This is a genomic window from Bradyrhizobium sp., assembly GCF_004799445.1.
GTDB lineage: Bacteria > Pseudomonadota > Alphaproteobacteria > Rhizobiales > Xanthobacteraceae > Bradyrhizobium.
Genome location: NZ_SSNA01000055.1, coordinates 53,936 through 78,449, shown reverse-complemented (window position 1 = coordinate 78,449; position 24,514 = coordinate 53,936). Strand labels below are relative to the sequence as shown.

Below are 24,514 nucleotides of genomic sequence, written 5' to 3'. Positions count from 1 at the left end.
GCACCTTGCGCGCCGCCGGACGCGCGGGCACGCTGCAGGACGGGCGCACCGGGCATGATGCCCTGCCCGCCCGCCAACCAAGAGGTACTGAACCAGTACCCAATTTTCGGGAGTGAAACGACATGCGCCTGCAAGATCGCGTCGCCATCGTGGTCGGCGCCGGGCAGAGCCCGGGCGAAGGCATCGGCAACGGCCGCGCCACCGCGCTGACGTTTGCGCGCGAAGGCGCGTCCGTGCTGTGCGTCGATCGCGATCTCGCTTCGGCGCAAGCGACGGTCGACCTGATCGCCGCCAACGGAGGCGCCGCGGCGGCCTTCAAGGCCGACGTCACCAGAGAGACCGAACTCAAGGCGATGGTGGCCGACGCCCATGCCCGCTGGGGCCGCATCGACATCCTGCACAACAATGTCGGCGTCAGCCTTGCCGGCGGCGACGCCGAACTGCTCGACATCACCGAGGAGGCGATCGACCGCTGCGTGGCGATCAATCTCAAGAGCTGCATTTTCGCGGCGAGATATGTGATCCCTATCATGCGCCGGCAGATGAGCGGCGCCATCATCAACATCTCCTCGATGGCGGCGATCACCAGCTACCCTTACGTCGCCTACAAGGCGACCAAGGCGGCGATGATCGCCTTCACCCAACAGCTCGCCTACCAGAACGCCGAATACGGCATCCGCGCCAACGTCATCCTGCCGGGATTGATGAATACGCCGATGGCGGTCGATACCCGCGCCCGCGCCTTCAACAAGAGCCGCGCCGAAGTCGAGGCCGAGCGCGACGCCAAGGTGCCGCTGCGCCACAAGATGGGCACCGGCTGGGACGTCGCCAACGCCGCGCTGTTCTTGGCCTCCGACGAGGCGAGTTTTGTCACGGGCGTGACGCTGCCGGTGGACGGCGGCGCCAGCGTGCGGCGCGGTTAGCACGCGTAGTCATAAATCGAGCTTGATTGATGCGGGCTCGGACCAATGTCCGCTATACCCAGCGACCACATTCCGTACCCGCAGCGAAATGACGCGATGTGCCATCAACGGACTCATGCAACGCTGCATTTTCGACGAGGTTCGCTGCAATGCTTGAACAAGTCCATACGCCGAGCCAGCCCGGATGTCGGCTATTGACGCACCATTTTAAGCCAACATAGTTTTCAGACAGATAAGAACCCGAAATGGTCGTCGTGTTCAGAAATCCATTCATATCGTTTGCCGTCACTCTATGGACCTTGGCGTCTGTCCTTCCTGTTAACGCAGGCCCGCTCGAGGACGCGCAGGCGGCGGTCACTATTGGCGACTACGTAACTGCCCTTCGATTACTCGGGACCTTGGCAGATCAAGACAACACCGATGCCGAGCGCCTTCTCGGGATCATGTACATCAAAGGCCGGGGCGTCCCGCAGGACTACGCTTTGGGAATGAGGTGGATGCGAATTGCAGCGGACAAGGGGTTGCCGGACGCGCAGCACGACGTTGGGATGTTGTATCAACGAGGCTGGGGTGTCGAGCGAAACGAAGCCGAGGCGGTGAAATGGTTTCGTCTTGCTGCGGATCAGGGCTTGGTCGTAGCCCAAAACAATCTAGCGGATACCTATATTCTGGGACTCGGCGTGCTGCAAGATTTTCGCGAAGCCTTTAAGTGGTATCACATCGCTGCGGATCAAAGCTCTTCCTACGCGGAAAATGTTATTGGCGTCGCTTACGAACATGGCCTTTACGTTGCACAGGACGATGCCGAGGCATTTCGATGGTACCGACGTGCGGCGAACAAGATTTATGAGCGACCCGGCGACACCTGGATACACAGTCCGCAGTACAATATCGGGGCCATGTATGCGTCAGGTCGCGGCACGAATCAGGATTATGTCCGGGCGCTCATGTGGTTCACTTTGGCCGCAGCGTTTGGCGATACAAAGCCACCTGACCCGCTTGGCATCAAGCTGGTCGATACGTCGAAATACACGGCGTTAGAACAACGAGACAGGCTTATGGCGCTTATGACGAGCGCGCAAATCACGGAGGCGGAAAGGTTGGCGCGCGAGTGGAGGCCGCATCCCGTATTGACAATTGAACGCCGAGAAAAATAAATCCGCACTGCCCACCAAAATTTACAGTTGTCTAGCCGCCGCGCGGCGGCGACACCGCCAGGCGCAAAAAGCTCATCACGCTGCCGACCGCGGCAAATCCCGCGCCGAGCGCCAGCGCCAGCGTGGCGCCGTCGCGGCCGGCGAGGCCGAAGCACAGCGCCGCCAGCGCAGCACCGATGGTTTGTCCGGTCAGGCGCGCGGTGGCGACGATGCCGCTGGCGCCGCCGCTGCGATGCGGTGGCGCGCTCGACATCAGCGTCTTGATGTTCGGCGTCTGAAAGAAGCCAAATCCGAACCCGCAGATCACCATGCGCCAGACGATATTGGCGATGCCCGGGTTCACCGGAAGCGTCGCCAGCAGCACCATGCCCAGACCCAGCAACACCAGTCCAATGCCGCCGAGAATGCCGGCGGGATAACGGTCGGACAGCCGGCCGCCGATCGGCGCCATGATCGCGACCACCAGCGGCCACGGCGTCATGAAGAAGCCGGTCTCCACCTGCGTCCGCATCAGGATGTCCTCGAAGTAGAACGGCAGCGAAACGAACGCCAGTCCCTGGACCGCAAACGCGCAGACGGAGGTGGCCGCCGACAGCGCGAACACCGGCCGGCGAAACAGGTCGATCGGCAGCATCGGCGCCGGATGATCGGCGTGCCTGCGGATCAAGAGCCAGCCCAACAGGATCGCGGCGATCAGCTCCATCGACACCAGGCCGGGCCATGCCTTATGCGCGGCACTTCCGATGCCGAGAATAAACAGACCGAGGCAGCTCGCCGCCAGCATCGCGCCCGGGAAATCGAAGGCATGCACGGCCCGGGGCGGATGCGGCAAGGTCTTCAGGCCGATTGCAATGGCAACCAGGCCGAAGGGAATGTTGACCGCGAACAGCCAGGGCCACGGCCCCATCGCCAGGATGCCGGAGGCGACCGTCGGCCCGAGCGTGAAGGCGGTCGCGACCACCAGCGCGTTATGGCCAAAACCGCGGCCCAGGATGCGGCTCGGATAGACGTAGCGGATCAGCGCCGAATTCACGCTCATGATTCCGCTGGCGCCGAGCCCCTGCAGCGCGCGGGCGGTCAGCAGGCTCGGCAACGACCACGCCAGCGCACATCCCAGCGACGCCAGCGTGAACAGCAATAGGCCGCCGAGATAGATTCGCTCGTGGCCGACGATTTCGCCGAGCGCGCCGAGCGGCAACAACGTGGCGACCAGCGCGATCTGATACACATTGACCACCCAGACCACATCCGCCGGGCTGACGTGAAGGTCGGCAGCGATGGCGGGAAGTGCGATGTTGGCGATGGCGGTATCCAGCGAGGCCATCGCCAGCGCGGTAAAGATCGCGGCTACCGCCCACCGCCTGCGTTCCGCCGGCAACCCGTCGATCGCGAGTGGGAAAGCTCCCTTTGTCGCGTTTGGATCCTTCAACATCCTGCAGAGCGCTCCAGTCAGGTAGCGGGGCGTCCCGCCGTCAAGCCGGATGTACTATGGATAGAGCGCCATCCACAGACGCTATCTTGCATGATGCATATGCGACGTTTCAGCCTTGAAGGCTTGCGTCTACGGGCCCACGCCGGCCAAGCTCTATCGGGCCCGGCTCACGCTGAGTCAGGCCCGACGCGCACCAGTTGCTTGCCGAAATTGGCGCCCTTGAGCAGCCCCATGAACGCGCCGGGCGCGTTGTCCAGCCCTTCGGTGATGAATTCGCGATGCCTGACCTTGCCCTCGCGCACCCATTGCGACATGTCGCGCAGGAAATCCGCATGACGCGCGGCGAAATCGCTGACGATGAAGCCCCTGATCGTCAGGCGCTTGGTCAGCACCGCGCGCATCATCGATGATGCCCATTTCGGCATGGATGCTTCGGTGTCGTTGTAGTGTGCGATCAGACCGCACACCGGTACACGCGCGAACGCATTGAGCAGCGGAAACACCGCCTCGAACACCGCGCCGCCGACATTCTCGAAATAGACGTCGATCCCCTTCGGGCAGGCCTGCTTCAGCTTCGCGGCGAGATCGGGATCGCGATGATCGAGGCAATCGTCGAAGCCGAGGTCGCGTCTGACGTATTCGCATTTGTCTTTACCGCCCGCGATGCCGACGGCGCGCGCGCCCTTGATCCTGGCGATCTGGCCGACCGCCGAGCCGACCGCGCCGGAAGCCGCCGCAACCACGACGGTTTCGCCGGGTTGCGGCTTGCCGATATCGAGCAGGCCGGTATAGGCGGTCATGCCGGGCATGCCGAGCACGCCCAGCGCGGTCGAGACCGGTCCGAGCTTCGGATCGACCTTGCGCAAATTCTTGCCGTCGGACAGCGCGTGCGTTTGCCAACCGGTGTGCGAAACCACGATGTCGCCCTTGGCAAAGCCCGGATTGTTCGAGGCGATCACCTCGCACACCGTGCCGCCCTCCATCACCCCGCCGATCGGCACCGGCGCGGCATAGGACGGGGCATCGCTCATCCGCCCGCGCATATAGGGATCGAGCGACAGCCAGATGGTGCGCAGCAGGACCTGGCCCTCGCCGGGCGTGGGTGGCGCATATTCCTCGATACGGAAGTCAGAGGCCTTGGGCTCACCGACGGGGCGAGAGACCAGAACGACGCGCTTTGCCTGGGACATGGTTTCCCTCTCCAATTGCCTTTTTTCGTCATTGCGAGCGCAGCGAAGCAATCCATTGCCACAACAAGAATGGATTGCTTCGTCGCTTCGCTCCTCGCAATGACGGTTCCGGGTTTAAGCCGTGATTTTCGCCAACGCCGCGTCGAACGCCAGCGCGGCGCTCGGCAGATCCTTGAACGCGAGCCCGCCGTCCGCCGACTGCTTCTGCGCCGCGGTCGCCGTCGGGCGAATCTCGGCGACCGGTTTGCCACCTTCGAGCAGGGCCAACGGCGCGATCACCTGAAATTCGTGGGCTTCGACCGGCTGGTCCTTCAGCAGGAAGACGCTGAGCGAGACGATGTCCTTGCCGCGCCGGTAGGAGATATAGCGGTCGACCGCGACCGAACCGTCGCGCTGCATGCCGCCGAGCTTGGCGTAGCCCTTGGCGTCCAGTAGCCGGTGCGCCTTGAAGCCCTTCACGCCCACCGACCTTGCCTTCGCGGTTTCTTCCGACAGATCGTATTTCTCAGCCATCGCCTTGCCGACCGCGGCAAGTTGTCCCGACATCGCGTGTTCGAATTCCTTCAGTTCGGTGCGCGGCTTGGCGGCCTTGCGAGGCTTCAAGGCGTCGCGCTTTTCCATCTCGGCCTTGCACTGCGCGATCAAGTCGGCGACGGATTTCCGTTCCGCATTGACGAGCAGGTTTTTCAGATCCTGATCTGAAAGCGCCGATATTCTTTCGTCCGACCAATCGACCATAGGAACCAACTTCTTTTCTGAATTGTGTTGAGGTGAATCTCGTGCAGGCCGCGGCGGGAACTTCAATTCCGCCGCAAAGCGGCAATCCTGGTTTGGACAATACCGTTTTTCGCAATCCGGCGCTGGTCAATCTGGATCGACCGACCTAGACCCCGCCGGGATAGTTCGGACTTTCGCGTGTAATGGTGACGTCGTGGACGTGGCTTTCGCGCAAGCCGGCCCCGGTGATGCGCACGAACTGCGCCTTCTGGTGGAATTCGGCAAGATCGCGGGCGCCGACATAGCCCATCGCGGCGCGCAAGCCTCCCGCAAGCTGGTGCATGACGTTGGCGACCGGGCCCTTGTAGGGCACCTGCCCCTCGATGCCTTCCGGCACCAGCTTGAGCGTGTCCTTGATGTCCTGCTGAAAGTAGCGGTCGGCGGAACCGCGCGCCATCGCTCCCACCGAACCCATGCCGCGATAGGCCTTGTAGGAGCGGCCCTGCCACAGAAACACCTCGCCCGGCGTCTCGTCGGTGCCGGCAAGCAGGGAGCCAACCATCACGATGTCGGCGCCCGCGGCCAGCGCCTTGGCCAGATCGCCGGAATATTTGATGCCGCCATCGGCGATCACCGGCACGTTGGCCTTCCTCGCCGCCTCGACCGCATCCATGATCGCGGTGAGCTGCGGCACGCCGACGCCCGCGACAATCCTGGTGGTGCAGATCGAACCCGGACCGATGCCGACCTTGATGGCATCGGCGCCGGCATCGATCAGCGCCTGGGCGCCCTCTTGCGTGGCGATATTGCCGGCGATGACCTGGACCGCGTTGGAGAGCCGCTTGATGCGGTTGACGGCCTCCAGCACCCGGGAGGAATGGCCGTGCGCGGTGTCCACCACGATCACATCGACGCCAGCGTCGATCAGCCGCTCGGTGCGCTCAAAGCCGCCCTCGCCGACGGTGGTCGCGGCCGCGACCCGCAGCCGGCCCTGCGCGTCCTTGCAGGCCAGCGGATGGGCGACCGCCTTTTCCATGTCCTTGACGGTGATCAATCCGACGCAGCGGTATTGATCGTCGACCACCAAAAGCTTTTCGATGCGATGCTTGTGCAGCATGCGCTTGGCCTCGTCCTGACTGACGCCCTGGCGCACCGTCACGAGGTTTTCGTGCGTCATCAGCTCGGAGACTTTTTGCCGTGGGTCGGTGGCAAACCGCACGTCGCGGTTGGTGAGAATGCCCACCAGTTTTCCCGGCCTGCCCTCGCCGCCGCCCGTGACCACGGGAATTCCCGAGAAGCCGTGATCAGTCATCAGCGCCAGCGCATCCGACAGCATCGCATCCGGACCGATCGTCAGCGGATTGACCACCATTCCCGATTCATACTTCTTGACCTGACGCACCTGGGCGGCCTGGCCGTCGACGTCGAAATTGCGGTGAATGACGCCGATGCCGCCGGCCTGCGCCATCGCGATCGCCATGCGCGCTTCGGTGACGGTATCCATCGCGGAGGCGATGATGGGAATGTTGAGCGGAATGGCGCGGGTAACGTGCGAGCGGATATCGGCCTCGGAGGGCAGGATATCCGAAAGACCGGGCTTCAGAAGCACGTCGTCGAACGTATAGGCTTCGCGAATCCCCTGAAGTCCCTGTAGCTGCGCCATTACCAACTCCATTCGGCGGCCCATTGGCCGCGGTATGATCCCGGGATAAGCGGATGCGCCGGCGAAGCAATCGGCTTCACCGTCGAATCAGAGCCCATCGGTAGGGTTGGCGGTGGTCGATAGCACGCCACCAAGACGAATCAAAGGGGCCGCGGCCCCAAATCCCGCGTCGGCGCGGATCGCGGGTAGCGGGCCATGCATGACGGGCCGCCACCGAGCATTGGTGGCCGCGGCGTTGCCGCGCGCCACAAGCCTCTTGTTAGTTGGTTTCCTGAGCGGTTCGTATCGTCCGCGCCGGCGCGCCGACCAGACAACGCCGGGCAGCCTCAATCTCGGCCTCCGAAGCGCCCTTGGCGCGCGCATACATTTCGGCAGTCTCGGCGCTGTATTTTGCGACGTAGTATCGAACGACGGAGCACGATGCGCGATGCAAAATGCCCTCGCCGGCGAATGCCGGGGAAGAAAGACCAAAAACAACCGCGAAAGCAAAAAGACAGCGTAACCCCATCCCGGGTTTTTCCTTCTTCAAGATTTTGCTTGGGAGAGCCTGTCGGCTCAGCTGGGGCCTAGGTCTCACAATGTCGTGCGTGAGGCAAGCAAATATCGAGCATGCCAAGCAGAGGAGCTATGCGAGCTATTGTCTGTTAAGGTTGCCACGCAAAGGGCAGTAAACAGGCCTTGAATCCCCGGCGAATGCTTGGCCGGAAGCCTTTGAAATTGCTGATCAAGCACATTCGGATGATTTTTCCGGGTTCAACAATGGAAGGCACGGAACCGCGGTGATACAGCCCACTTCCTGCCACGCCTTTGCCATCTTCCCGCCTTGCCGAAATTTTCGATGAACAAAGAACGCCTGATCCCGCTCATCGTGGCCACCGCTCTGTTCATGGAGAATATGGATTCGACGGTCATTGCGACATCGCTCCCGGCGATCGCCGCCGACATCGGCACCAGTCCGCTGACGCTGAAACTCGCCATCACTTCGTATCTGCTGTCGCTCGCCGTGTTCATTCCGGCCAGCGGCTGGACCGCCGACCGCTTCGGCGCGCGCCTGGTATTCTCCGGCGCCGTCGCCGTTTTCATGGTGGGCTCGATCGGCTGCGCGCTGTCCTCCTCGGTCAACGATTTTGTCATCGCGCGCGTCTTGCAAGGCATGGGCGGGGCGATGATGACGCCGGTCGGACGGCTGGTGCTGCTGCGCTCGATCGACAAGAGCGCGCTGGTCAATGCCATGGCCTGGGTCACGGTGCCGGCGCTGGTCGGGCCGGTGATCGGTCCGCCGCTCGGCGGCTTCATCACCACCTATTTCTCCTGGCACTGGATCTTCCTGATCAATATCCCGATCGGGCTGCTCGGCATCTTCATGGCGCTGCGCTACATCGACCCGATCAGAAGCGAAGACCCGGAGCGCTTCGATCTCTACGGGCTGTTGCTGGCCGGGATCGGACTGGGCGGAATTGCCTTCGGCCTTTCGATCGCGGGTCTCAATCTCGTGCCATGGCACATCGTCATCGCGCTGGTCGGGGTCGGCACGATTTCCATGACGCTCTATGTGATCCACGCGCGGCGGACGGCTTCGCCGGTGCTGGATTTCGCGCTGCTGCGGCTGCCGACGATGCGCGCCAGCATCATCGGCGGCTTTCTGTTCCGCCTCGGCATCGGCTCGCTGCCGTTTCTGCTGCCACTATTGATGCAGGTCGGATTTGGCCTGTCGCCGCTCAGCTCGGGCCTGGTGACATTTGCCTCCGCCGTCGGCGCCATGGGGATGAAGACGCTGGCGGCGCGCATCATCAGGACCTTCGGCTTTCGCAACATCATGGTGATCAACGCGGTGGTGAGTTCGATCTTCCTTGCCGCCTGCGCGCTGTTCACGATCGCGACGCCGCTGCTTCTGATCATGATCCTGCTGGTGGTCGGCGGCTTTTTCCGCTCGCTGCAGTTCACCGCCATCAACACGCTGGCCTATGCCGAAGTCGAGCCGGCACAGATGAGCCGGGCCACCACGCTGGTCAGCGTCAACCAGCAACTGGCGGTTTCCGCCGGCGTCGCGGTCGGCGCGTTCTCGGTGGAATCAACCATGCTGCTGCATCATGTCAGCGAGCTGAGCGCCGCCGATTTTGCGCCGGCGTTCATCGTGGTGTCGATCATCTCGACGGTCTCGGCCTATTTCTTCTACCAGATGCCGGTTGATGCCGGCCACCAGGTGTCCGGACGCGGGGTCGTCGTGGTTGCCTCGCCCGAGCGCGACGCCGAACCGGAGGAGACCGCCGCCACCGAGACCGCCAACGCCAGGGATCAGCGGCTGGGGTGATTGCGATGGCGATTCCTTCCGTCACTGCGAGCGCAAGCGAAGCAATCCATCGCGCGTCAAAACGAAAGCATGGATTGCTTCGTCGCTTACGCTCCTCGCAATGACAGCTGAGACGTTTTACGACGGCGCCTTTTGGCCTCCCCGAAACCCCATCGCCAGCACATAGCGCTCCGAGGAATCCTTGCGGCTCGATGCCGGCTTGACGTGCCTGACGGTCGCAAAATCATGCTTGAGCTGCGTCATCAGCGACGCGTCGGCGCCGCTCTGAAAAACCTTGGCGACAAAGGTCCCGCCGGGCTTGAGCACGTCGGCGGCAAAGGCGGCGGCGCCCTCCACCAGACCGAGGATGCGCAGCTGGTCGGTCTTGCGATGGCCCGTGGTATTGGCGGCCATGTCGGACAATACGACATCGGCGCGGCCGCCCATCATGGCGAGCAATTTTTCCGGCGCATCCGGGCTGAGAAAATCGAGCTGGGCGAAGCTGACGCCGACGATTTCCGGCATGTCCAGAAGATCGATCGCGACAACCTTGCCCCTGCCGTCGGCGGCGCCGACCCGCTTGGCGGCGATCTGGCTCCAGCCGCCGGGCGCCGCACCAAGATCGACCACGGTGATGCCCGGCTTGAGAAAGTGATATTTGTCGTCGATTTCGATCAGCTTGTAGGCCGCGCGCGAGCGCAAGCCGTCGCGCTTGGCCTGCGCCACATAGGGATCATTGAGCTGCCGCTCCAGCCAGAGCTTTGAGGACAGCTTCAGCCTGCCGCCGCTCTTGACGGTAACGCGTAGCCGCCCGGTGGTGTCTTTCGCCATGTTGGTATCGTTGAATCTCAGTCAGGCATCCTGGCCACATGGTTCGAGACGCGCGGCGCTGCCGCGCTCCTCACCATGAGGGGTGAGACCTCATCCTGAGGAGCGCCCTTGCGCGCGTCTCGAAGGATGAAAGCCACCGAACCATGCCCTAGCACATCGCGGACCGATAAGCCTATCGGCCAGCGCTCAGTGCCCCGTCCTCGCGCATCATCTCGACCAGCATGCCCTCGCGCAGGCCCCGATCGGCGACGCGCAGCCGCGGCAACGGGAACGCGTCGCGGATCGCGTCGAGAATGGCGCAGCCCGCCAGCACCAGATCGGCGCGCTCGACACTGATGCAATTGTTGGCGGCGCGTTCCCGGTAGCTCATGCCGAGCAGGCGCGCGATGGTGGCGGTGACATCCGCATCGCTCATCCAGACGCCATCGATCCGGCGGCGATCGTAGCGCGCCAGATTGAGATGGACGCCGGCGAGCGTCGTCACCGTGCCGGAAGTGCCGAGCAGATGCATATTCGCCAGATCGTCGCCATGCTCGGCGGCAAACGGTCCGACATGTTTGGCGACCTCCCGCACCATCGCCGCATAGGATTGCGGCGTGACGTCGCGGCCGCCAAAATGCTCGGCCAGCGTGACGACGCCGAGCGGGATCGACATCCACGCCCTGATGCGCGGCGACGGATTTTGTTCGCCCGGATCGCACTCGATCCGGACCAGTTCGGTGGATCCGCCGCCAATATCGAACAGAATGGCGCCGCGTCCGTGCGGATCGAGCAGCGGCGAGCAGCCGATGACGGCCAGCGCCGCCTCGGTCTCGCGGTCGATCACTTCGAGGCGGATGCCGGTTTCGGCGGCGACCCGATCGCGAAAGCCTTCGGCATTCGATGCGGCACGGCAGGCCTCGGTCGCGATCAGCCGCAGCCGCTTGGCCTTCTTGGAATGGATCTTGTCGCGGCAGATGCTGAGCGCGGCGATGGCGCGTTCGATCGCCGCGTCGCTGATGCAGCCGGTCGCCGAGATGCCCTCGCCCAACCGGATGATCCGCGAGAACGAATCCACCACCCGGAATCCATCATCGGTCGGGCAAGCGATCAGCAGGCGACAATTGTTGGTACCCAAGTCAAGCGCGGCGTAGACGCCGGAACCCGGTACCAGCCCGGCTTCTCCGGCATCGCCCGCCGCGACCGCTATGATCGAGCTTCCGCGCGACGCCGGGTCATCGCGAAGCCGCGTGTCGTCCTTCATCCAGAATGTCTTTTCCCGACCAACCAGGGCCGACGAGAATTTCGTTTCGGAAGAAACTCTAGCAGCGCCAAGGGGCGGCGCAACAACCCTTCACATGGGACCATGTCCAATCAGGCGTTGTCGTTCGGTGAGGGGTGGTTTATCTGGGTAACAGGCCACTAAATCGCGCAAAACAGGCCATTTCGGGTGCTTTCAATGCAAGATCACACGTCTCCATCCTCTCTGGAAAACTCTATTGCACTGCAAAAATTCGGGGTCGGGCAGCCGGTCCGCCGCAAGGAGGATGACACGCTGGTCCGCGGCAAGGGCAAATACACCGACGATTTTAATCTGCCGGGGCAAGCCTATGCCTGGATCGTGCGCTCCAGCCACGCCCACGGCATCATCCGTGGCATCGATACCTCGGCCGCCAAGGCGATGCCGGGCGTGCTCGGCGTCTGGACGGGAACCGACCTCGCCGCCGCCGATTACGGCCCCTTCACCTGCGGACTGCCGCTGAAGAACCGCGACGGCACCCCGCTGCTGCAGACCAACCGTACCGCGCTGATGACCGACAAGGTGCGCTATGTCGGCGACCCCGTGGCGTTCGTGGTGGCCGAGACGCTGGCGCAGGCCCGCGAGGCGGGCGAGGCCGTCGTGGTCGATATCGATCCATTGCCGGCCGTCACGGACCCCGACGAAGCGGCAAAGCCCGGCGCGCCGCAGCTCTACGATCACATCCCCAACAATGTGGCGCTCGACTATCACTATGGCGACGCCGCCAAGGTCGAGGCCGCCTTCGCCGGCGCCGCCCATGTCACCAAACTCGATATCGTCAACACCCGCGTGGCGGTCGTGGCGATGGAGCCGCGCGCGGCACTCGCTTCCTACGACAAGGCGAGCGAACGCTACACGATCCAGGTTCCGACCCAGGGCGTCGCCGGCAACCGCACCAGTCTCGCCAAGAACATCCTGAAGGTTCCGAACGAGAAGGTGCATTTGCTCACCGCCAATGTCGGCGGCTCCTTCGGCATGAAGAACATCAACTATCCCGAATATGTCTGCATCCTACATGCCGCCAAGGCGCTGGGCCGGCCGGTGAAATGGACCGATGAGCGCTCGACGAGCTTCCTGTCCGACAGCCACGGCCGCGCGCACAAGATCCACTGCGAACTGGCGCTCGATGCCGAAGGCAAGTTCCTCGCGGTCAAGGTTTCGGGCTACGGCAATCTCGGCGCCTACATCACCGGCGTCGCACCGCTGCCGCTCTCGCTCAACATCGGCAAGAACATCGCCAGCGTCTACCGCACGCCGCTGATGGCGATCGACATCAAGACCGTGTTGACCAACACCACGCTGATGGGCCCCTATCGCGGCGCCGGACGCCCCGAGGCCAACTATTTCATGGAGCGGCTGATCGATCGTGCCGCCGTCGAGATGGGCATCAACCGGCTGACGCTGCGCAAGCGCAACTTCGTCAAGCCGGCGCAGATGCCGTTTACGGCTTCCTCCGGCATGATCTACGACAGCGGCGATTTCCAGGGCGTGTTCAACAAGGCACTCGAGATCTCCGACCACGCCAATTTCGCCAAACGCAAGAAGGAGAGCCGCAAGCGCGGCAAGCTCCGCGGCATTGCGGTCGGCTCCTATCTCGAGGTCACCGCGCCGCCTAACGTCGAACTCGGCAAGATCGTGTTCGAGGATGACGGTTCGGTCCGGCTGATCACCGGCACGCTCGACTACGGCCAGGGCCACGCGACGCCGTTCGCGCAGGTGCTGTGCGCGCAGCTCGGCGTTCCCTTCGAAAGCGTCAAGCTCGAACAGGGCGACAGCGACATCGTGCATAACGGCAACGGCACCGGCGGCTCGCGCTCGATCACCGCCAGCGGCATGGCGATCTTCGAAGCCTCGAAGCTGGTGATTGAAAAGGGCAAGCGCGCCGCCGCCCATCTGATGGAGGCCGCTGAGGGCGACATCGAATTTGGCAACGGCCGCTTCACCATCGCCGGCACCGACCGCTCGATCGACATCATCGAGCTGGCGAAACGGGTGCGCGAAGGCAAGATGCCGGAAGGCGTGCCGTCGTCGCTCGATGTCGACCACGTCACCGAACCCGTTCCGTCGACCTTCCCCAATGGCTGCCATGTCGCGGAAGTCGAGATCGATCCCGAGACCGGGATCGTGCAAATCGTTCGCTATACCGGCGTCAATGACTTCGGCACTATCGTCAACCCCTTGCTGGTCGCCGGACAGTTGCATGGCGGCGTCGCGCAAGGCATCGGACAGGCGCTGATGGAAGAGGTCAGCTATGACGAGAGCGGCCAGCCGATCACCGGCTCGTTCATGGACTACGCGCTGCCGCGTGCCGAGGACATCCCCTCGATGGAGATCGGCGATCATCCAGTGCCGGCCAAATCCAATCCGCTGGGCACCAAGGGCTGCGGCGAAGCCGGCTGCGCCGGCTCGCTCTCCACGCTGGTCAACGCGGTGCTCGACGCGCTGTCCGAATATGGCATTGCCCACATCGACATGCCGCTGACGCCGGAACGGGTCTGGCGCGCGATCCGGGACGCGAAGGCGGCGTGAGGCGCGCAGCCCCGCACGCAACCGCCATCGTCCAAACCCTCTGCTGTCATCGCCCGGCTTGACCGGGCGATCCAGTATTCGAGAGGCGGCAGTGACAAATCGAGAGGCCGCGGCGTACTGGTTCCCCCGCTTTCGCGGGGGATGACGACCGAGGCGCCGCCGCCGCCTGCTCGCGCGCGGTGAGTCCCCCTCACCCGCTCGCTTCGCGAGCGACCTCTCCCCGCAAGCGGGGCGAGGTTAGCCCCTACGCCGCGGCCTGCTCGCGCGGCTGGTAGATCGCGATGTGCTGGCAGTGCGCCAGCGGTGTCTTGCCATTGGCGACGACCAGCGCGTCGAGTTCGACGAAGCGGTGGCCTTTCTTCTCGTAATTGCCGGTCACGCGCGCACGCGCCGTCAACTCGTCGCCACTGTGCGATGCCGCCAGCAGCTGCATCCGGCTGCCGACATGGATCCACGGGCCAAGGATGGCGTTGTCGACCAGCACCTTGTTCATCACCCGCTGCAGCAGGCCTGGATGGCCGAGGCCCTCGCGAACATAGATCGGATCGCGCTCGCGCACATCCGTCAGATATTCCGTTGCGGCTTCGCCCGCCCAGGTGCGCGGCACCGTCGCCAGCCACTTGCCGAGTTCATAGGAGGCTTCGTTCACCGGCCGGCGTTCCGGCACCGGCGCGGTTGGCGGGAAATCCGCGATCGAGAGCGACGGGGCGGATACCGGAAGCGAGGCGGTGCCGGTGGCGCAGAGCTGTCCGCGGCTCTCGACCTCGATCGAAACCACGCCATCGCTCTCCTCGCCCGTGACATTGGCGATTTCGCCATCATAGACCGGCTTGACGAAGCGCGCTTCGATCAGTCCATGCTCGAGAAACGCGCGGCCCCATTTCCTGACCGGCAAATGCATCATGTAGGCCATGACATCGACGCCGGGGACGAGGCCGCCGCTGAAACCGAACCGTTTCGCCACCGCATCGTCATGCATCTTGTTCTCGGAAAGTTTTGCGGTGTTGTAGGCCTGGACGCGATAGGCCTCGAGCCGGCTTGGCATGCCCGTTTTCCTTATTGTGGCGTTCTTTCTTAGGATAATCGTACGCAAAGAAAATACCGTGGCAAGGGTGTTCGCCCCTCGTGTTTCCCTCGCAATTCCTTATCTGATGGGGTACCACGCGCATCTTAAGGAGCGCCGTTGCGCTTTCAGGAGGCGCCGCGCGCGTTTCCCATCCAATCCTCAACCGATGACGTCAAATTTGAACACCACCCGCATCTATGTCGACGCCGACGCCTGCCCGGTGAAGGATGAAATCTACCGGGTCGCGGCCCGCCACGGCCTTCCCGTCAGCGTGGTCGCGGGTAATTTCATTCGGGTGCCGCCGGATCCGCTGATCGAGCGCGTCGCGGCCGGTTCCGGCATGGACGCCGCCGACGACTGGATCGCGGAACGCGCGGGCAAAGGCGATATCATCGTCACCTCCGACATTCCATTGGCGAGCCGCTGCGTGAAGGCCGGCGCCGAGGTGATCGCGCCGAACGGCAAGCCGTTTACCGAACAGTCGATCGGGATGACGCTCGCGGTTCGCAATCTGATGACCGATCTGCGCTCAGCCGGCGAAGTGACCGGCGGTCCCAGATCGTTCGCATCGCGCGACCGCTCGGCGTTTTTGTCCGCACTCGACCAGACCATCCGCCGCATCCAGCGCCAGCGCGCAGATCAAGCCGCGCAAAACCAGAATTGAACGGAAACCATGGCGCCTCCGCTGATCCAGTTGAAAGACATCAAGCTGACCTTCGGCGGCACGCCGCTGCTGTCGGGCGTCGAATTGTCGGTATCGTCAGGCGAGCGGGTCTGCCTGATCGGCCGCAACGGCTCCGGCAAATCGACGCTGCTCAAGATCGCGGCCGGCCTGGTCCTGCCGGACAGCGGCAGCCGTTTCGTGCAGCCCGGCGCGACCATTCGCTATCTGCCGCAGGAGCCCGATTTTTCGGGTTTTGCCACCACGCTGGCCTATGTCGAAGCTGGTCTGGGCCCGGGCGACGACCACTACCAGGCCCGCTATCTGCTCGAGCAACTCGGGCTTCACGGCGATGAAGACCCCGCGCATCTGTCCGGCGGCGAAGCCCGCCGCACCGCGCTGGCGCACGTGCTGGCGCCCTCGCCCGATATCCTGCTCTTGGACGAGCCCACCAACCATCTCGATCTCACCACCATCGAATGGCTCGAGCGCGAGCTCGACAGCCGCCGCTGTGCGCTGGTCATCATCAGCCACGACCGCCGCTTCCTGTCCAACCTGTCGCGCTCTACCGCATGGCTAGACCGCGGCCAGATCAAACAGATCGACCGCGGCTTTTCCGCGTTCGAGGCCTGGCGCGACGAGGTGCTGGCCGAGGAAGAACGCGACCAGCACAAGCTCGACCGCAAGATCGTCAATGAAGAGCACTGGCTGCGCTACGGCGTCTCCGGCCGCCGCAAGCGCAACGTCAAGCGGCTCGGCAATCTCTATGCGCTGCGGGAGCAGCGGCGCGACTATCGGGGTGCTGCCGGCAATGCCAACCTCGCCGCCGCGGAAGCCGACAAATCCGGCAAGCTGGTCATCGAAGCCAAACACATCGGCAAATCCTACGGCGATCGCCGAATCGTCGATGACTTCTCGATCCGCGTGCAGCGCGGCGACCGCATCGGCATCGTCGGACCGAACGGCGCCGGCAAGACCACGCTGATCGACATGCTGACCGGCGCCAATCCGCCGGACACCGGCACCATCCGCTTCGGCGCCAATATCGAAATGGCCACCCTCGACCAGCACCGCGAAAGCCTCGACCCAAAATCGACTCTGGCGGACGCCCTGACCGGCGGCGGCAGCGATTACGTGATGGTCGGTGGCAAGCCGAAGCATGTCGTCAGCTACATGAAGGATTTTCTGTTCGCGCAGGAGCAGATACGCACGCCGCTGGAAGTGCTTTCCGGCGGCGAACGCGGCCGGCTGATGCTGGCGCGCGCGCTGGCAAAGCCCTCCAACCTCCTGGTGCTGGACGAGCCGACCAACGATCTCGACCTCGAAACCCTCGATGTGCTCGAGGAAATGCTCGGCGACTATGACGGCACGGTGATCCTGATCAGCCACGACCGCGATTTCCTCGATCGGGTGGTGACCTCGGTGATCGCGCCGGAGGGCGATGGCCGCTGGATCGAATATGCCGGCGGCTATACCGACATGCTGGCGCAGCGCGGCGCGGACTTAAAGCGCGAGGCGGCGAAGACGGCTGCGGTCGAACGCGAAAAGACCGCGGCAGCCGGCGCGCCTTCGACCGCGGCGAGGCGCCGGCTCAATTTCAACGAAAAGCACGCGCTGGAAACCCTGCCGAAAACCATTTCCAGACTGCAGGCCGAAATCGCCAAGCAGCAGCGCCACCTTGACGACCCCGATCTCTACAAGAAGGATCGCAAGAAATTTGACCAGGCCTCTGACGCGCTGACAAAAGCACAGAAAGAACTGCAGGAGGCCGAGGACAAATGGCTGGAACTTGAAGTGTTGCGTGAAGAGATCGAGCAGGCTTAGGCTACATATTTTTCTACCGTCATTGCGAGCGAAGCGAAGCAATCCATGGCTTCACCCGGGGAAAGCTGGATTGCTTCGTCGCGGAGCCTGTCAGCGGGCCGGCCAGAGGCCGGACCCGTTGCCTCCTCGCAATGACGATACCTGAAACCGGAGCCAACTTGATGACCACTCCCCTCGCCGCCAAAATCGCCCGCGAATACGGCACGCCCTGTGCCGTCATCGACATGGATCGCGTCGAGCGCAACATCGCGCGCATCCAGGCGGCCTGCGATGCCGCAGGCGTCGCCAACCGGCCCCATATCAAGACCCACAAGAGCCCGATGCTGGCCAGGCTTCAGATCGAAGCCGGCGCTCACGGCATCACCTGCCAGAAACTGGGCGAAGCCGAAGTGATGGCGGAAGCAGGAATCGACGACATCCTGATCAGCTACAACCTCGTCGGCGAGGAAAAGATGGCCCGCCTCGGCGCACTGCAGGCCAAGGCCGACGTGACGGTCGCCGCCGACAATCCGGTGGTGATCGCGGGCCTGCCGCAGGCGGCCGCTCACTCCGGCCGGCCGCTCGCGGTCGTGGTCGAATGCGACACCGGGCGCAAGCGCGCCGGCGTCGAGACGCCGGCGGAAGCCATCGCGCTCGCCCGCGAGATCGCGTCCTCCAAGGGTTTGGTGTTCGCCGGCTTCATGCTGTACCCGACCGAGACCGGCTGGGCCGAGGCGCAGCGATTCTACGACGAGGCGCTGGCCGGCGTCCGCGCGCTTGGGCTGGATGCGGCGATGGTCTCGACCGGCGGTTCGCCGAACTTGAAGAATCTCGGCAAGCTCAAGGGCGCCACCGAGCACCGGCCCGGCACCTATATCTACAACGACCGGATGCAGGTCGGGGCCGGCGTCGCGAGCTGGGATGACTGCGCGCTGAACATCTATTCCACCGTGGTGAGCCGCGCCGGCCCCGATCGTGGCATTCTCGATGCCGGCTCAAAGACGCTGACCTCGGACACCGGCGGCGGGCTCGACGGCCACGGGCTGATCCTCGAACATCCCGAGGCGAAAATCGCCCGCTTCGCCGAGGAACACGGATTTCTCGACCTCACCCGCAGCAACACCCGCCCCAATGTCGGCGACGTCGTGCGCATCGTGCCCAATCATGTCTGCGTCGTCGTCAACATGATGGATGAGGTGGTGATGGTGCGCGGCAAGGAGATCATCGGCACGCTGAAGGTCGCCGCACGCGGGAAGTTGCGGTGAGGGGAACGGTAGGGTGGGCAAAGGCGCTCTTGCGCCGTACCCACCATCTAGCACCCAAACGCTAATGCGATGGTGGGCACGCTTCGCTTTGCCCACCCTACGATCTGCGCTCCTCGCCATGAGCGGCAAGCCACCTCAACACTCCCCGCCCTGCCGCCGCTCCCGTGGCAAAGCAGGCCTGCAACAGATAGCCACCGGTCGGGGCTTCCCAGTCGAGCATCTCACCGGCGGCGAACACGCCTCGCAAGCGGCGGATCATGAAGTCGGCGTCGAGTTCGCTGAGGGCAATTCCGCCCGCGGTCGAAATCGCGCGCGCGATCGGGGCAATGCCCGTGAGCTGGACCGGCACCGCATTGATCCGTTCGGCGAGGTTTTCCGGCGACAACGACGCCAGCGCCATGCCTGACGGGATCGCGGTCTCCTGCAACAGGCCGATGGCAACCGGAGGAAGCTGCGCTGCCTTGCGCAGCCAGTTCGAAAATGTCTGCTTGCCGCGCGGCGCCGACAGCCGCGCGACCAGATCGCTGGTCCTGAGATCAGGCCGCAACGCGATGTGCAGGGTTGCCTCGCCTGAACCGAGGATCGCCTCGCGCAATTCAGCCGAGAGCGCATAGATCGCGCCGCCCTCGATGCCGTTGCGGGTGATCATGGCCTCGCCGCGGACGCTGTGCGCCCCGAACGACAGCGCGATCCCCTTCAGCGGTTCGCCTTCGAAGCGATCGCGGAAGATGTCCGACCAGGCAACCGCAAAACCGCAATTGGCCGGCTTGAGCGGCGACACCTTCACGCCCTTGGCGCGCAGCGCTTCCACCCAACCGCCGTCGGAGCCAAGCCGCGGCCAACTGGCGCCGCCGAGCGCCAGCACGGTGGCGCGCGCATCAACGGCGCTTTGCCCGTCGGGCGTCTGAAACAACAGACGGCCGCTCTCGTCCCAGCCGGTCCAGCGGTGGCGCAATGCGAATTTCACGCCCATCGCATCGAGCCTCCGCAACCAGGCCCGCAGCAGCGGCGATGCCTTCAGCGCCTTCGGAAAAATCCGGCCGGAGGAACCAACGAAGGTCGGCTGCCCCAGCGCCTCGCTCCATGCCCGCAAGGCATCCGGCGGAAACGCTTCGATGGCGGCTGCGAGCTGCGGCATCGCCTCACGGTAGCGGGTGAGAAATACCGGCAGATTCTCGCCATGCGTCAGATTGAGCCCGCCGCGCCCGGCCATCAGGAACTTGTGGCCCGCCGACGCCATCGCGTCGTAGACCGTGACGCGGGCCCCGCCTTGCGCCAGCATCTCGGCCGCGATCAGCCCGGCGGGGCCGGCGCCGACGATGGCGACTTGGGTTGCGAGGATGGACATGAGCTGGGTTTACGTCATTCCGGGGCAAGCGTCTTCGCGTGAACCCGGAAACTCGAGATTCTCCGATGTGCAACTGCACATCGTAGTTCGATGCTTTGCACCGCCCCGGAATGACGATGTCACAGCTTGATTCCCGCCCTTGCCGCGGCCTGGGCGACATATTTCTGGGTCTGCTGGAACGCGCCCTCCAGCGCCCTCGCCGTCGACATGTCGCCGATCTCGGCGAAATGCGCTGATATCGCCTCCGGTGTCCAGTCGGATTGGGCCAGATTGACGCCCTCGGTTTCCACAATCTTGATCACCGCGAACGAACCCGCGCCCGCGCCCATGATGGTGCGGGTCGGCGCGTCCTCCGCCAGCAGATAAAGCACCGCCGGCGTGATCGCTTCCGGCCGCATCAGCGCCAGGGCCTGCGGTGGCAGCAGTTCTTCGGTCATGCGCGTCGCCGCCGTCGGCGAAATCGTGTTGACGCGGATATCGTTCTTGCGGCCTTCTTCCGCCAGCACGTTCATCAGCCCGATCATGCCGGCTTTCGCCGCGCCGTAATTGGCCTGGCCGAAATTGCCGAACAGGCCCGACGACGAGGTGGTGACGACGATGCGGCCATAATTGCGCTCCCGCATCCCGCTCCATACCGCCTTGCAGCAATAGAAGGTGCCGTTGAGATGGACGTCCAGCACCTTGGCGAAATCGGCGATTTCCATTTTCGCAAAGGACTTGTCGCGCAGGATGCCGGCATTGGCGACGAGGAGATCGACGCTGCCCCACTCTTTGGTGGCGCGATCGACCATCGCCTGGACCTGTTCGAAGCTGGAGACGTCGGCGCCGTCGGCCATCGCCACGCCGCCCAATTTGCGAATTTCCTCGACCACGGTCTCCGCCGCCGTCAGCGACCCACCGGTGCCGTCGCGGGCACCGCCGAAATCATTGACCACGACCTTGGCGCCGCGGCTCGCCAACCCGAGCGCATGCGCGCGGCCAAGACCATTGCCCGCGCCGGTGACGATAGCGACGCGTCCATCAAACCTGATCGTCATGCGTAATTTTCCTGGATGTGGGTTCCTTCGTCATGGCCGGGTCAAGCCCGGCAATGACGGGTGGTGCTCAAGCAAAATAGATCAAGCCGATCCAGTCGGCCACCAAAGCGGGCTTTTCCTCGCCCTCGATCTCGACCGTGACATTGGTGCGCGATTGCAGCTCCTTCGGCTTGCGCAGCTTCGCTTCCATCAAGGTGAAGCGGCCGCGCACCCGCGAACCTGATCGTACCGGCGAGATGAACCGCAGTTTGTCAAAACCGTAATTGACGCCCATCGTCGTGCCCTCAATCACCGGCATTACTTCGTACGACATGATGCTCATCAGCGACATCGTCAGGAACCCGTGCGCCACGGTGGTGCCAAACGAGGTTTCGCGCCGGGCCCGCTCGGGATCGACATGGATGAACTGGTGATCCTCGATCACATCGGCATAGACGTCGATCCGGTTCTGATCGACCAGATGCCAGGACGACACGCCGACCTCGTGGCCGACCATCCCCTGATAAGCCTCCAGCGAAATCGGCGGCTTCTTCCAGACTTCATTCATTAAGCCATTTCTCCAAACGACGGGCGCGTACGCTGCTGTTTACTCGAAGACCTCGTTGGCGGTTGCAAGAAGCCTTTCCGGAACTTTAAGCCCGAGTGCTTTTGCAGCCTTCAGGTTGATGACGAGTTCGAAGTTGGTCGGCTGCATGACTGGCAAATCGGCCGGCTTCTCGCCATTCAGGATTCGGCCCGCATAAACGCCCATCTGACGGTAGACATCGGAAAGGCTCGATCCGTAACTGATCAGGCCGCCGGTTGCGCAAAATCCGCGCTCGAAGAAGATCGTTGGAACCCGGTTACGATCGGCAGCATTGACCAGCTGTTCTCTGCGGGTATCGAAGAACGGGTCAGCCGCGACAACGAGCCCGTCGCCCTGCGCGCTGGCGACGGAAGCAAACGCCGCATCGATTTCGTTCTCGGTACTGGCCTTGAGAATGGACAATTGCAGACCTCGGGCGCGAACCCCTTCCTGCGCGCCGCGAATCGAAGGCTCGGCCGTCGGGCTTGCCGGATTGATCAGCAGCGCGATGGTCCTGGCGCGTGGAACCAGTTCACACAACAACTCCACGCGTTTCGGCGTAATCTGCGTGAAGAGGATGCTAAACCCGGTGGCGTTGCCGCCCGGCCGGGGCAGGCTGGCGACCAATCCGGCCTCGACCGCATCATTACCGACCTCGAATACGATCGGGATAGCCGACGTTGCGGTTTTCGCTGCATGCGCCGGCGGAGGTCCGAAAGCGGCGATCAAATCGACCTTGCGCGCGACCAGGTCGGAGGCCAGTGCCGGCAGCCTGTCATAACGACCCTCTGCCCAGCGGTATTCCATCTGCAGATTTTCTCCTTCGACATACCCCTTCTCTCGAATTCCCTGCAGAAAGGCGCTGGCGCCGGGAGTGTAATCGGGAGTGGCGAAGTGAAGATAACCTATCACCGGCGCGGTTTTTGGTTGCGCGCCTGCGCGCGGCAGGGTGCCGAGTGCCGCAGCACCGCCGGCAAGCGCCATCATGAAGCCGCGTCGTTTCATAAATCCCCCCTAGCTCTCCGCCGATCCGGCCGAACGCACCTTCTGCAATTCCGGGAAATCCTCTTCGCGGAATTCCTCGCCGCGCAGCGAATCCTCGCGATCGTTGTCGTGCTCCAGACGGCGCAACTGCACGCGGCGGATTTTTCCGGAAATCGTCTTCGGCAATTCGGTCACGAATTCGATCCGCCGGATGCGCTTGAACGGCGCCAGCCTTGTGTGCAGGTGCCGGAAGATCGACAACGCGGTCTCGGGCGAACGCTCGGCGCCCGCCATCAGCAGCACATAGGCCTTGGGGATGGCAAGCCGGATCGGATCAGGACTGGGAACGACCGCCGCCTCCGCGACCCATTCATGTTCGAGCAGGATGCTCTCGAGCTCGAACGGGCTGATCCGGTAGTCAGAGGACTTGAAGACGTCGTCGGATCGGCCGACGAAGGTCAGATAGCCCTCGTCGTCGGCAAACACCACATCGCCGCTGCGATAGAGGGCGCCGTCCGCGCCGCTTAGTTTGCCGTCCTCGCCCTGATAGCCCTGCATCAGGCCCGCGGGCCTGCCATCGCCGAGCAACAGGGTCACTTCGCCCTCGCTCGCAACATGCCCGTCGACGTCGGTGATCTGCACGCGGTATCCCGGCAACGGCCGGCCCATCGATCCGACCTTGACCTTCTGGCCCGGCGAATTGCCGGCGAGTGCGGTGGTTTCGGTCTGGCCGTAGCCATCGCGGATCGTCAGCCCCCACGCCGCGCGCACCTGATCGATCACCTCGGGATTGAGTGGTTCGCCGGCGCCGCAGACCTCGCGCAAGCTGACCTTGAAGGTCGCGAGCTTCTCCTGAATGAACAGCCGCCACACCGTCGGCGGCGCACACAGCGTGGTCACGCCGCAACGCCCGATGGTCGCGAGCAATCCCTTGGCGTCGAAGCGCGGCTGATTGACCACGAACACGGTGGCGCCGGCATTCCAGGGCGCGAAGAAGCAGCTCCAGGCGTGCTTGGCCCATCCCGGCGATGAGATGTTCAGATGGATATCGCCAGGCTGCAGCCCGAGCCAGTACATCGTCGACAGCCCGCCGACGGGGTAGCTGCGCTGGCTGTGACGCACCAGTTTTGGTTTTGCGGTCGTGCCCGAGGTGAAATACAGCAGCATCGGGTGTTCGGCGCCGGTCGGCCCATCCGGCCTGAAATCATCGGGAAATTCCGCGGCCTGTTCGTAGGCGAGCCACCCCTCCTGCTTCGACGATGCATTGACGACGATGCGGACCAGCTGGTCACCGCCGAGGCCGGCGAATTTGGCGACCTGGTCCTGCGTCGCCACCACGACCCTGGCGCGGCCGCGATCGAGCCGGTCGCGCAGCTCGTCGGGCGTCAGGAGCGTCGTGGCGGGAATCACCACCACGCCCAGCTTCATCGCCGCCAGCATGGTCTCCCAGAGCGGAATGACGTTGCCGAGCAGCAGCAGCAGGTGATCGCCCCGCTTCAATCCTTGCCCCCGCAAGAAATTCGCGACCTGGCTGGAACGGCGCGACAGCGCCGCGAACGACAGCTTGGTCTCGCGATTGCTGCCGGCATCGACGATCCACAGCGCCGGCCGATCCCTGGATTCCGCATTGCGCGCCAGTTCCGCATCGAACCAGTCCAGCGCCCAGTTGAACGGCACCGGATCGGGCCAGCGGAAATCCGCGACAGCTCTGTCGTAATCCGTCCGATGCCGGAGCAAGAACGCGCGGGCCTCCTGAAATGTTGTCATCAGTCTT

The 24,514-nt window shown here is 63.8% G+C and carries 20 protein-coding genes; 7 read left to right on the top strand and 13 right to left on the bottom strand.

The genetic code is table 11. The features are described from left to right. Positions 1-122 precede the first annotated feature (122 nt). Both E8A46_RS06045 and E8A46_RS06040 read left to right on the top strand, forming a co-directional pair. The gene (locus E8A46_RS06045) at positions 123-923 is read left to right on the top strand and encodes an SDR family NAD(P)-dependent oxidoreductase (RefSeq protein WP_291558688.1); all 801 of its coding nucleotides are present in this window, start codon (positions 123-125) and stop codon (positions 921-923) included. A gap of 245 nt (positions 924-1,168) precedes the next feature. Beyond that, the gene (locus tag E8A46_RS06040) at positions 1,169-2,080 is read left to right on the top strand and encodes a tetratricopeptide repeat protein (RefSeq protein ID WP_291558686.1); all 912 of its coding nucleotides are present in this window, start codon (positions 1,169-1,171) and stop codon (positions 2,078-2,080) included. Between the two features lie 31 nt (positions 2,081-2,111). Here E8A46_RS06040 and E8A46_RS06035 read toward each other — a convergent pair whose 3' ends face one another. The 5 genes from E8A46_RS06035 to E8A46_RS06015 all read right to left on the bottom strand — a co-directional run bounded on the left by E8A46_RS06035 (position 2,112) and on the right by E8A46_RS06015 (position 7,590). Continuing rightward, entirely contained in the window at positions 2,112-3,512 is a 1,401-nt protein-coding gene (locus E8A46_RS06035) for an MFS transporter (protein ID WP_291558684.1), read from the bottom strand. Positions 3,513-3,679: 167 nt separating this feature from the next. After that, the gene (locus tag E8A46_RS06030; RefSeq protein ID WP_291558682.1) at positions 3,680-4,702 is read right to left on the bottom strand and encodes an NADP-dependent oxidoreductase; all 1,023 of its coding nucleotides are present in this window, start codon (positions 4,700-4,702) and stop codon (positions 3,680-3,682) included. A gap of 114 nt (positions 4,703-4,816) precedes the next feature. Continuing rightward, positions 4,817-5,440 carry a hypothetical protein gene (locus E8A46_RS06025; protein WP_291558680.1) on the bottom strand — a complete coding sequence of 208 codons (624 nt, stop codon included), beginning with the start codon at positions 5,438-5,440 and terminating at the stop codon, positions 4,817-4,819. A 145-nt stretch (positions 5,441-5,585) separates the two neighbouring features. Continuing rightward, a complete protein-coding gene (gene guaB, locus E8A46_RS06020; protein ID WP_291558678.1) occupies positions 5,586-7,082 on the bottom strand; it encodes an IMP dehydrogenase in 1,497 nt (498 codons plus the stop codon). A 259-nt stretch (positions 7,083-7,341) separates the two neighbouring features. After that, on the bottom strand, positions 7,342-7,590 hold the full coding sequence (locus E8A46_RS06015; RefSeq protein ID WP_291558997.1) for a hypothetical protein: 249 nt from the start codon (positions 7,588-7,590) through the stop codon (positions 7,342-7,344). Positions 7,591-7,920: 330 nt separating this feature from the next. Between E8A46_RS06015 and E8A46_RS06010 the strand changes: the two genes are divergently transcribed. Next, positions 7,921-9,393 carry a DHA2 family efflux MFS transporter permease subunit gene (locus tag E8A46_RS06010; protein WP_291558676.1) on the top strand — a complete coding sequence of 491 codons (1,473 nt, stop codon included), beginning with the start codon at positions 7,921-7,923 and terminating at the stop codon, positions 9,391-9,393. A 117-nt stretch (positions 9,394-9,510) separates the two neighbouring features. Here the strand turns inward: E8A46_RS06010 and E8A46_RS06005 are convergent, their stop codons facing one another. Together E8A46_RS06005 and E8A46_RS06000 are read right to left on the bottom strand one after the other, a co-directional pair. Further along, positions 9,511-10,203 carry an RlmE family RNA methyltransferase gene (locus E8A46_RS06005; RefSeq protein WP_291558674.1) on the bottom strand — a complete coding sequence of 231 codons (693 nt, stop codon included), beginning with the start codon at positions 10,201-10,203 and terminating at the stop codon, positions 9,511-9,513. Positions 10,204-10,375: 172 nt separating this feature from the next. Beyond that, positions 10,376-11,446, bottom strand: a complete 1,071-nt coding sequence (locus E8A46_RS06000; protein ID WP_291558672.1) for a Ppx/GppA phosphatase family protein — start codon at positions 11,444-11,446, stop codon at positions 10,376-10,378. A gap of 195 nt (positions 11,447-11,641) precedes the next feature. On the opposite strand from E8A46_RS06000, the gene E8A46_RS05995 reads away from it, so the two are divergent. After that, the gene (locus tag E8A46_RS05995; RefSeq protein WP_291558670.1) at positions 11,642-14,011 is read left to right on the top strand and encodes a xanthine dehydrogenase family protein molybdopterin-binding subunit; all 2,370 of its coding nucleotides are present in this window, start codon (positions 11,642-11,644) and stop codon (positions 14,009-14,011) included. A gap of 244 nt (positions 14,012-14,255) precedes the next feature. Here E8A46_RS05995 and E8A46_RS05990 read toward each other — a convergent pair whose 3' ends face one another. Beyond that, a complete protein-coding gene (locus tag E8A46_RS05990) occupies positions 14,256-15,056 on the bottom strand; it encodes a hypothetical protein (protein WP_291558668.1) in 801 nt (266 codons plus the stop codon). A 187-nt stretch (positions 15,057-15,243) separates the two neighbouring features. Between E8A46_RS05990 and E8A46_RS05985 the strand changes: the two genes are divergently transcribed. The 3 genes from E8A46_RS05985 (at position 15,244) to E8A46_RS05975 (ending at position 18,806) form a co-directional block, all read left to right on the top strand. Further along, positions 15,244-15,741 (top strand): YaiI/YqxD family protein, encoded by a 498-nt coding sequence (locus E8A46_RS05985; protein WP_291558666.1) that lies wholly within the window; start codon positions 15,244-15,246, stop codon positions 15,739-15,741. Positions 15,742-15,750: 9 nt separating this feature from the next. After that, positions 15,751-17,562 (top strand): ABC-F family ATP-binding cassette domain-containing protein, encoded by a 1,812-nt coding sequence (locus E8A46_RS05980; protein WP_291558665.1) that lies wholly within the window; start codon positions 15,751-15,753, stop codon positions 17,560-17,562. A 161-nt stretch (positions 17,563-17,723) separates the two neighbouring features. After that, positions 17,724-18,806, top strand: a complete 1,083-nt coding sequence (locus tag E8A46_RS05975) for a D-TA family PLP-dependent enzyme (protein WP_291558663.1) — start codon at positions 17,724-17,726, stop codon at positions 18,804-18,806. A gap of 97 nt (positions 18,807-18,903) precedes the next feature. Here E8A46_RS05975 and E8A46_RS05970 read toward each other — a convergent pair whose 3' ends face one another. From E8A46_RS05970 to E8A46_RS05950, 5 genes are all read right to left on the bottom strand, one after another. After that, on the bottom strand, positions 18,904-20,154 hold the full coding sequence (locus tag E8A46_RS05970; protein ID WP_291558661.1) for a TIGR03862 family flavoprotein: 1,251 nt from the start codon (positions 20,152-20,154) through the stop codon (positions 18,904-18,906). A 119-nt stretch (positions 20,155-20,273) separates the two neighbouring features. Further along, positions 20,274-21,191, bottom strand: a complete 918-nt coding sequence (locus tag E8A46_RS05965; protein ID WP_291558659.1) for an SDR family NAD(P)-dependent oxidoreductase — start codon at positions 21,189-21,191, stop codon at positions 20,274-20,276. Positions 21,192-21,258: 67 nt separating this feature from the next. Next, positions 21,259-21,738, bottom strand: a complete 480-nt coding sequence (locus tag E8A46_RS05960) for a MaoC family dehydratase (protein ID WP_291558657.1) — start codon at positions 21,736-21,738, stop codon at positions 21,259-21,261. Between the two features lie 39 nt (positions 21,739-21,777). Then, the gene (locus tag E8A46_RS05955; protein ID WP_291558655.1) at positions 21,778-22,761 is read right to left on the bottom strand and encodes an ABC transporter substrate-binding protein; all 984 of its coding nucleotides are present in this window, start codon (positions 22,759-22,761) and stop codon (positions 21,778-21,780) included. Between the two features lie 9 nt (positions 22,762-22,770). Continuing rightward, complete coding sequence (locus tag E8A46_RS05950) at positions 22,771-24,507, bottom strand: AMP-binding protein (protein WP_291558653.1); 1,737 nt, start codon at positions 24,505-24,507, stop codon at positions 22,771-22,773. Between the last annotated feature and the right edge of the window lie 7 nt (positions 24,508-24,514).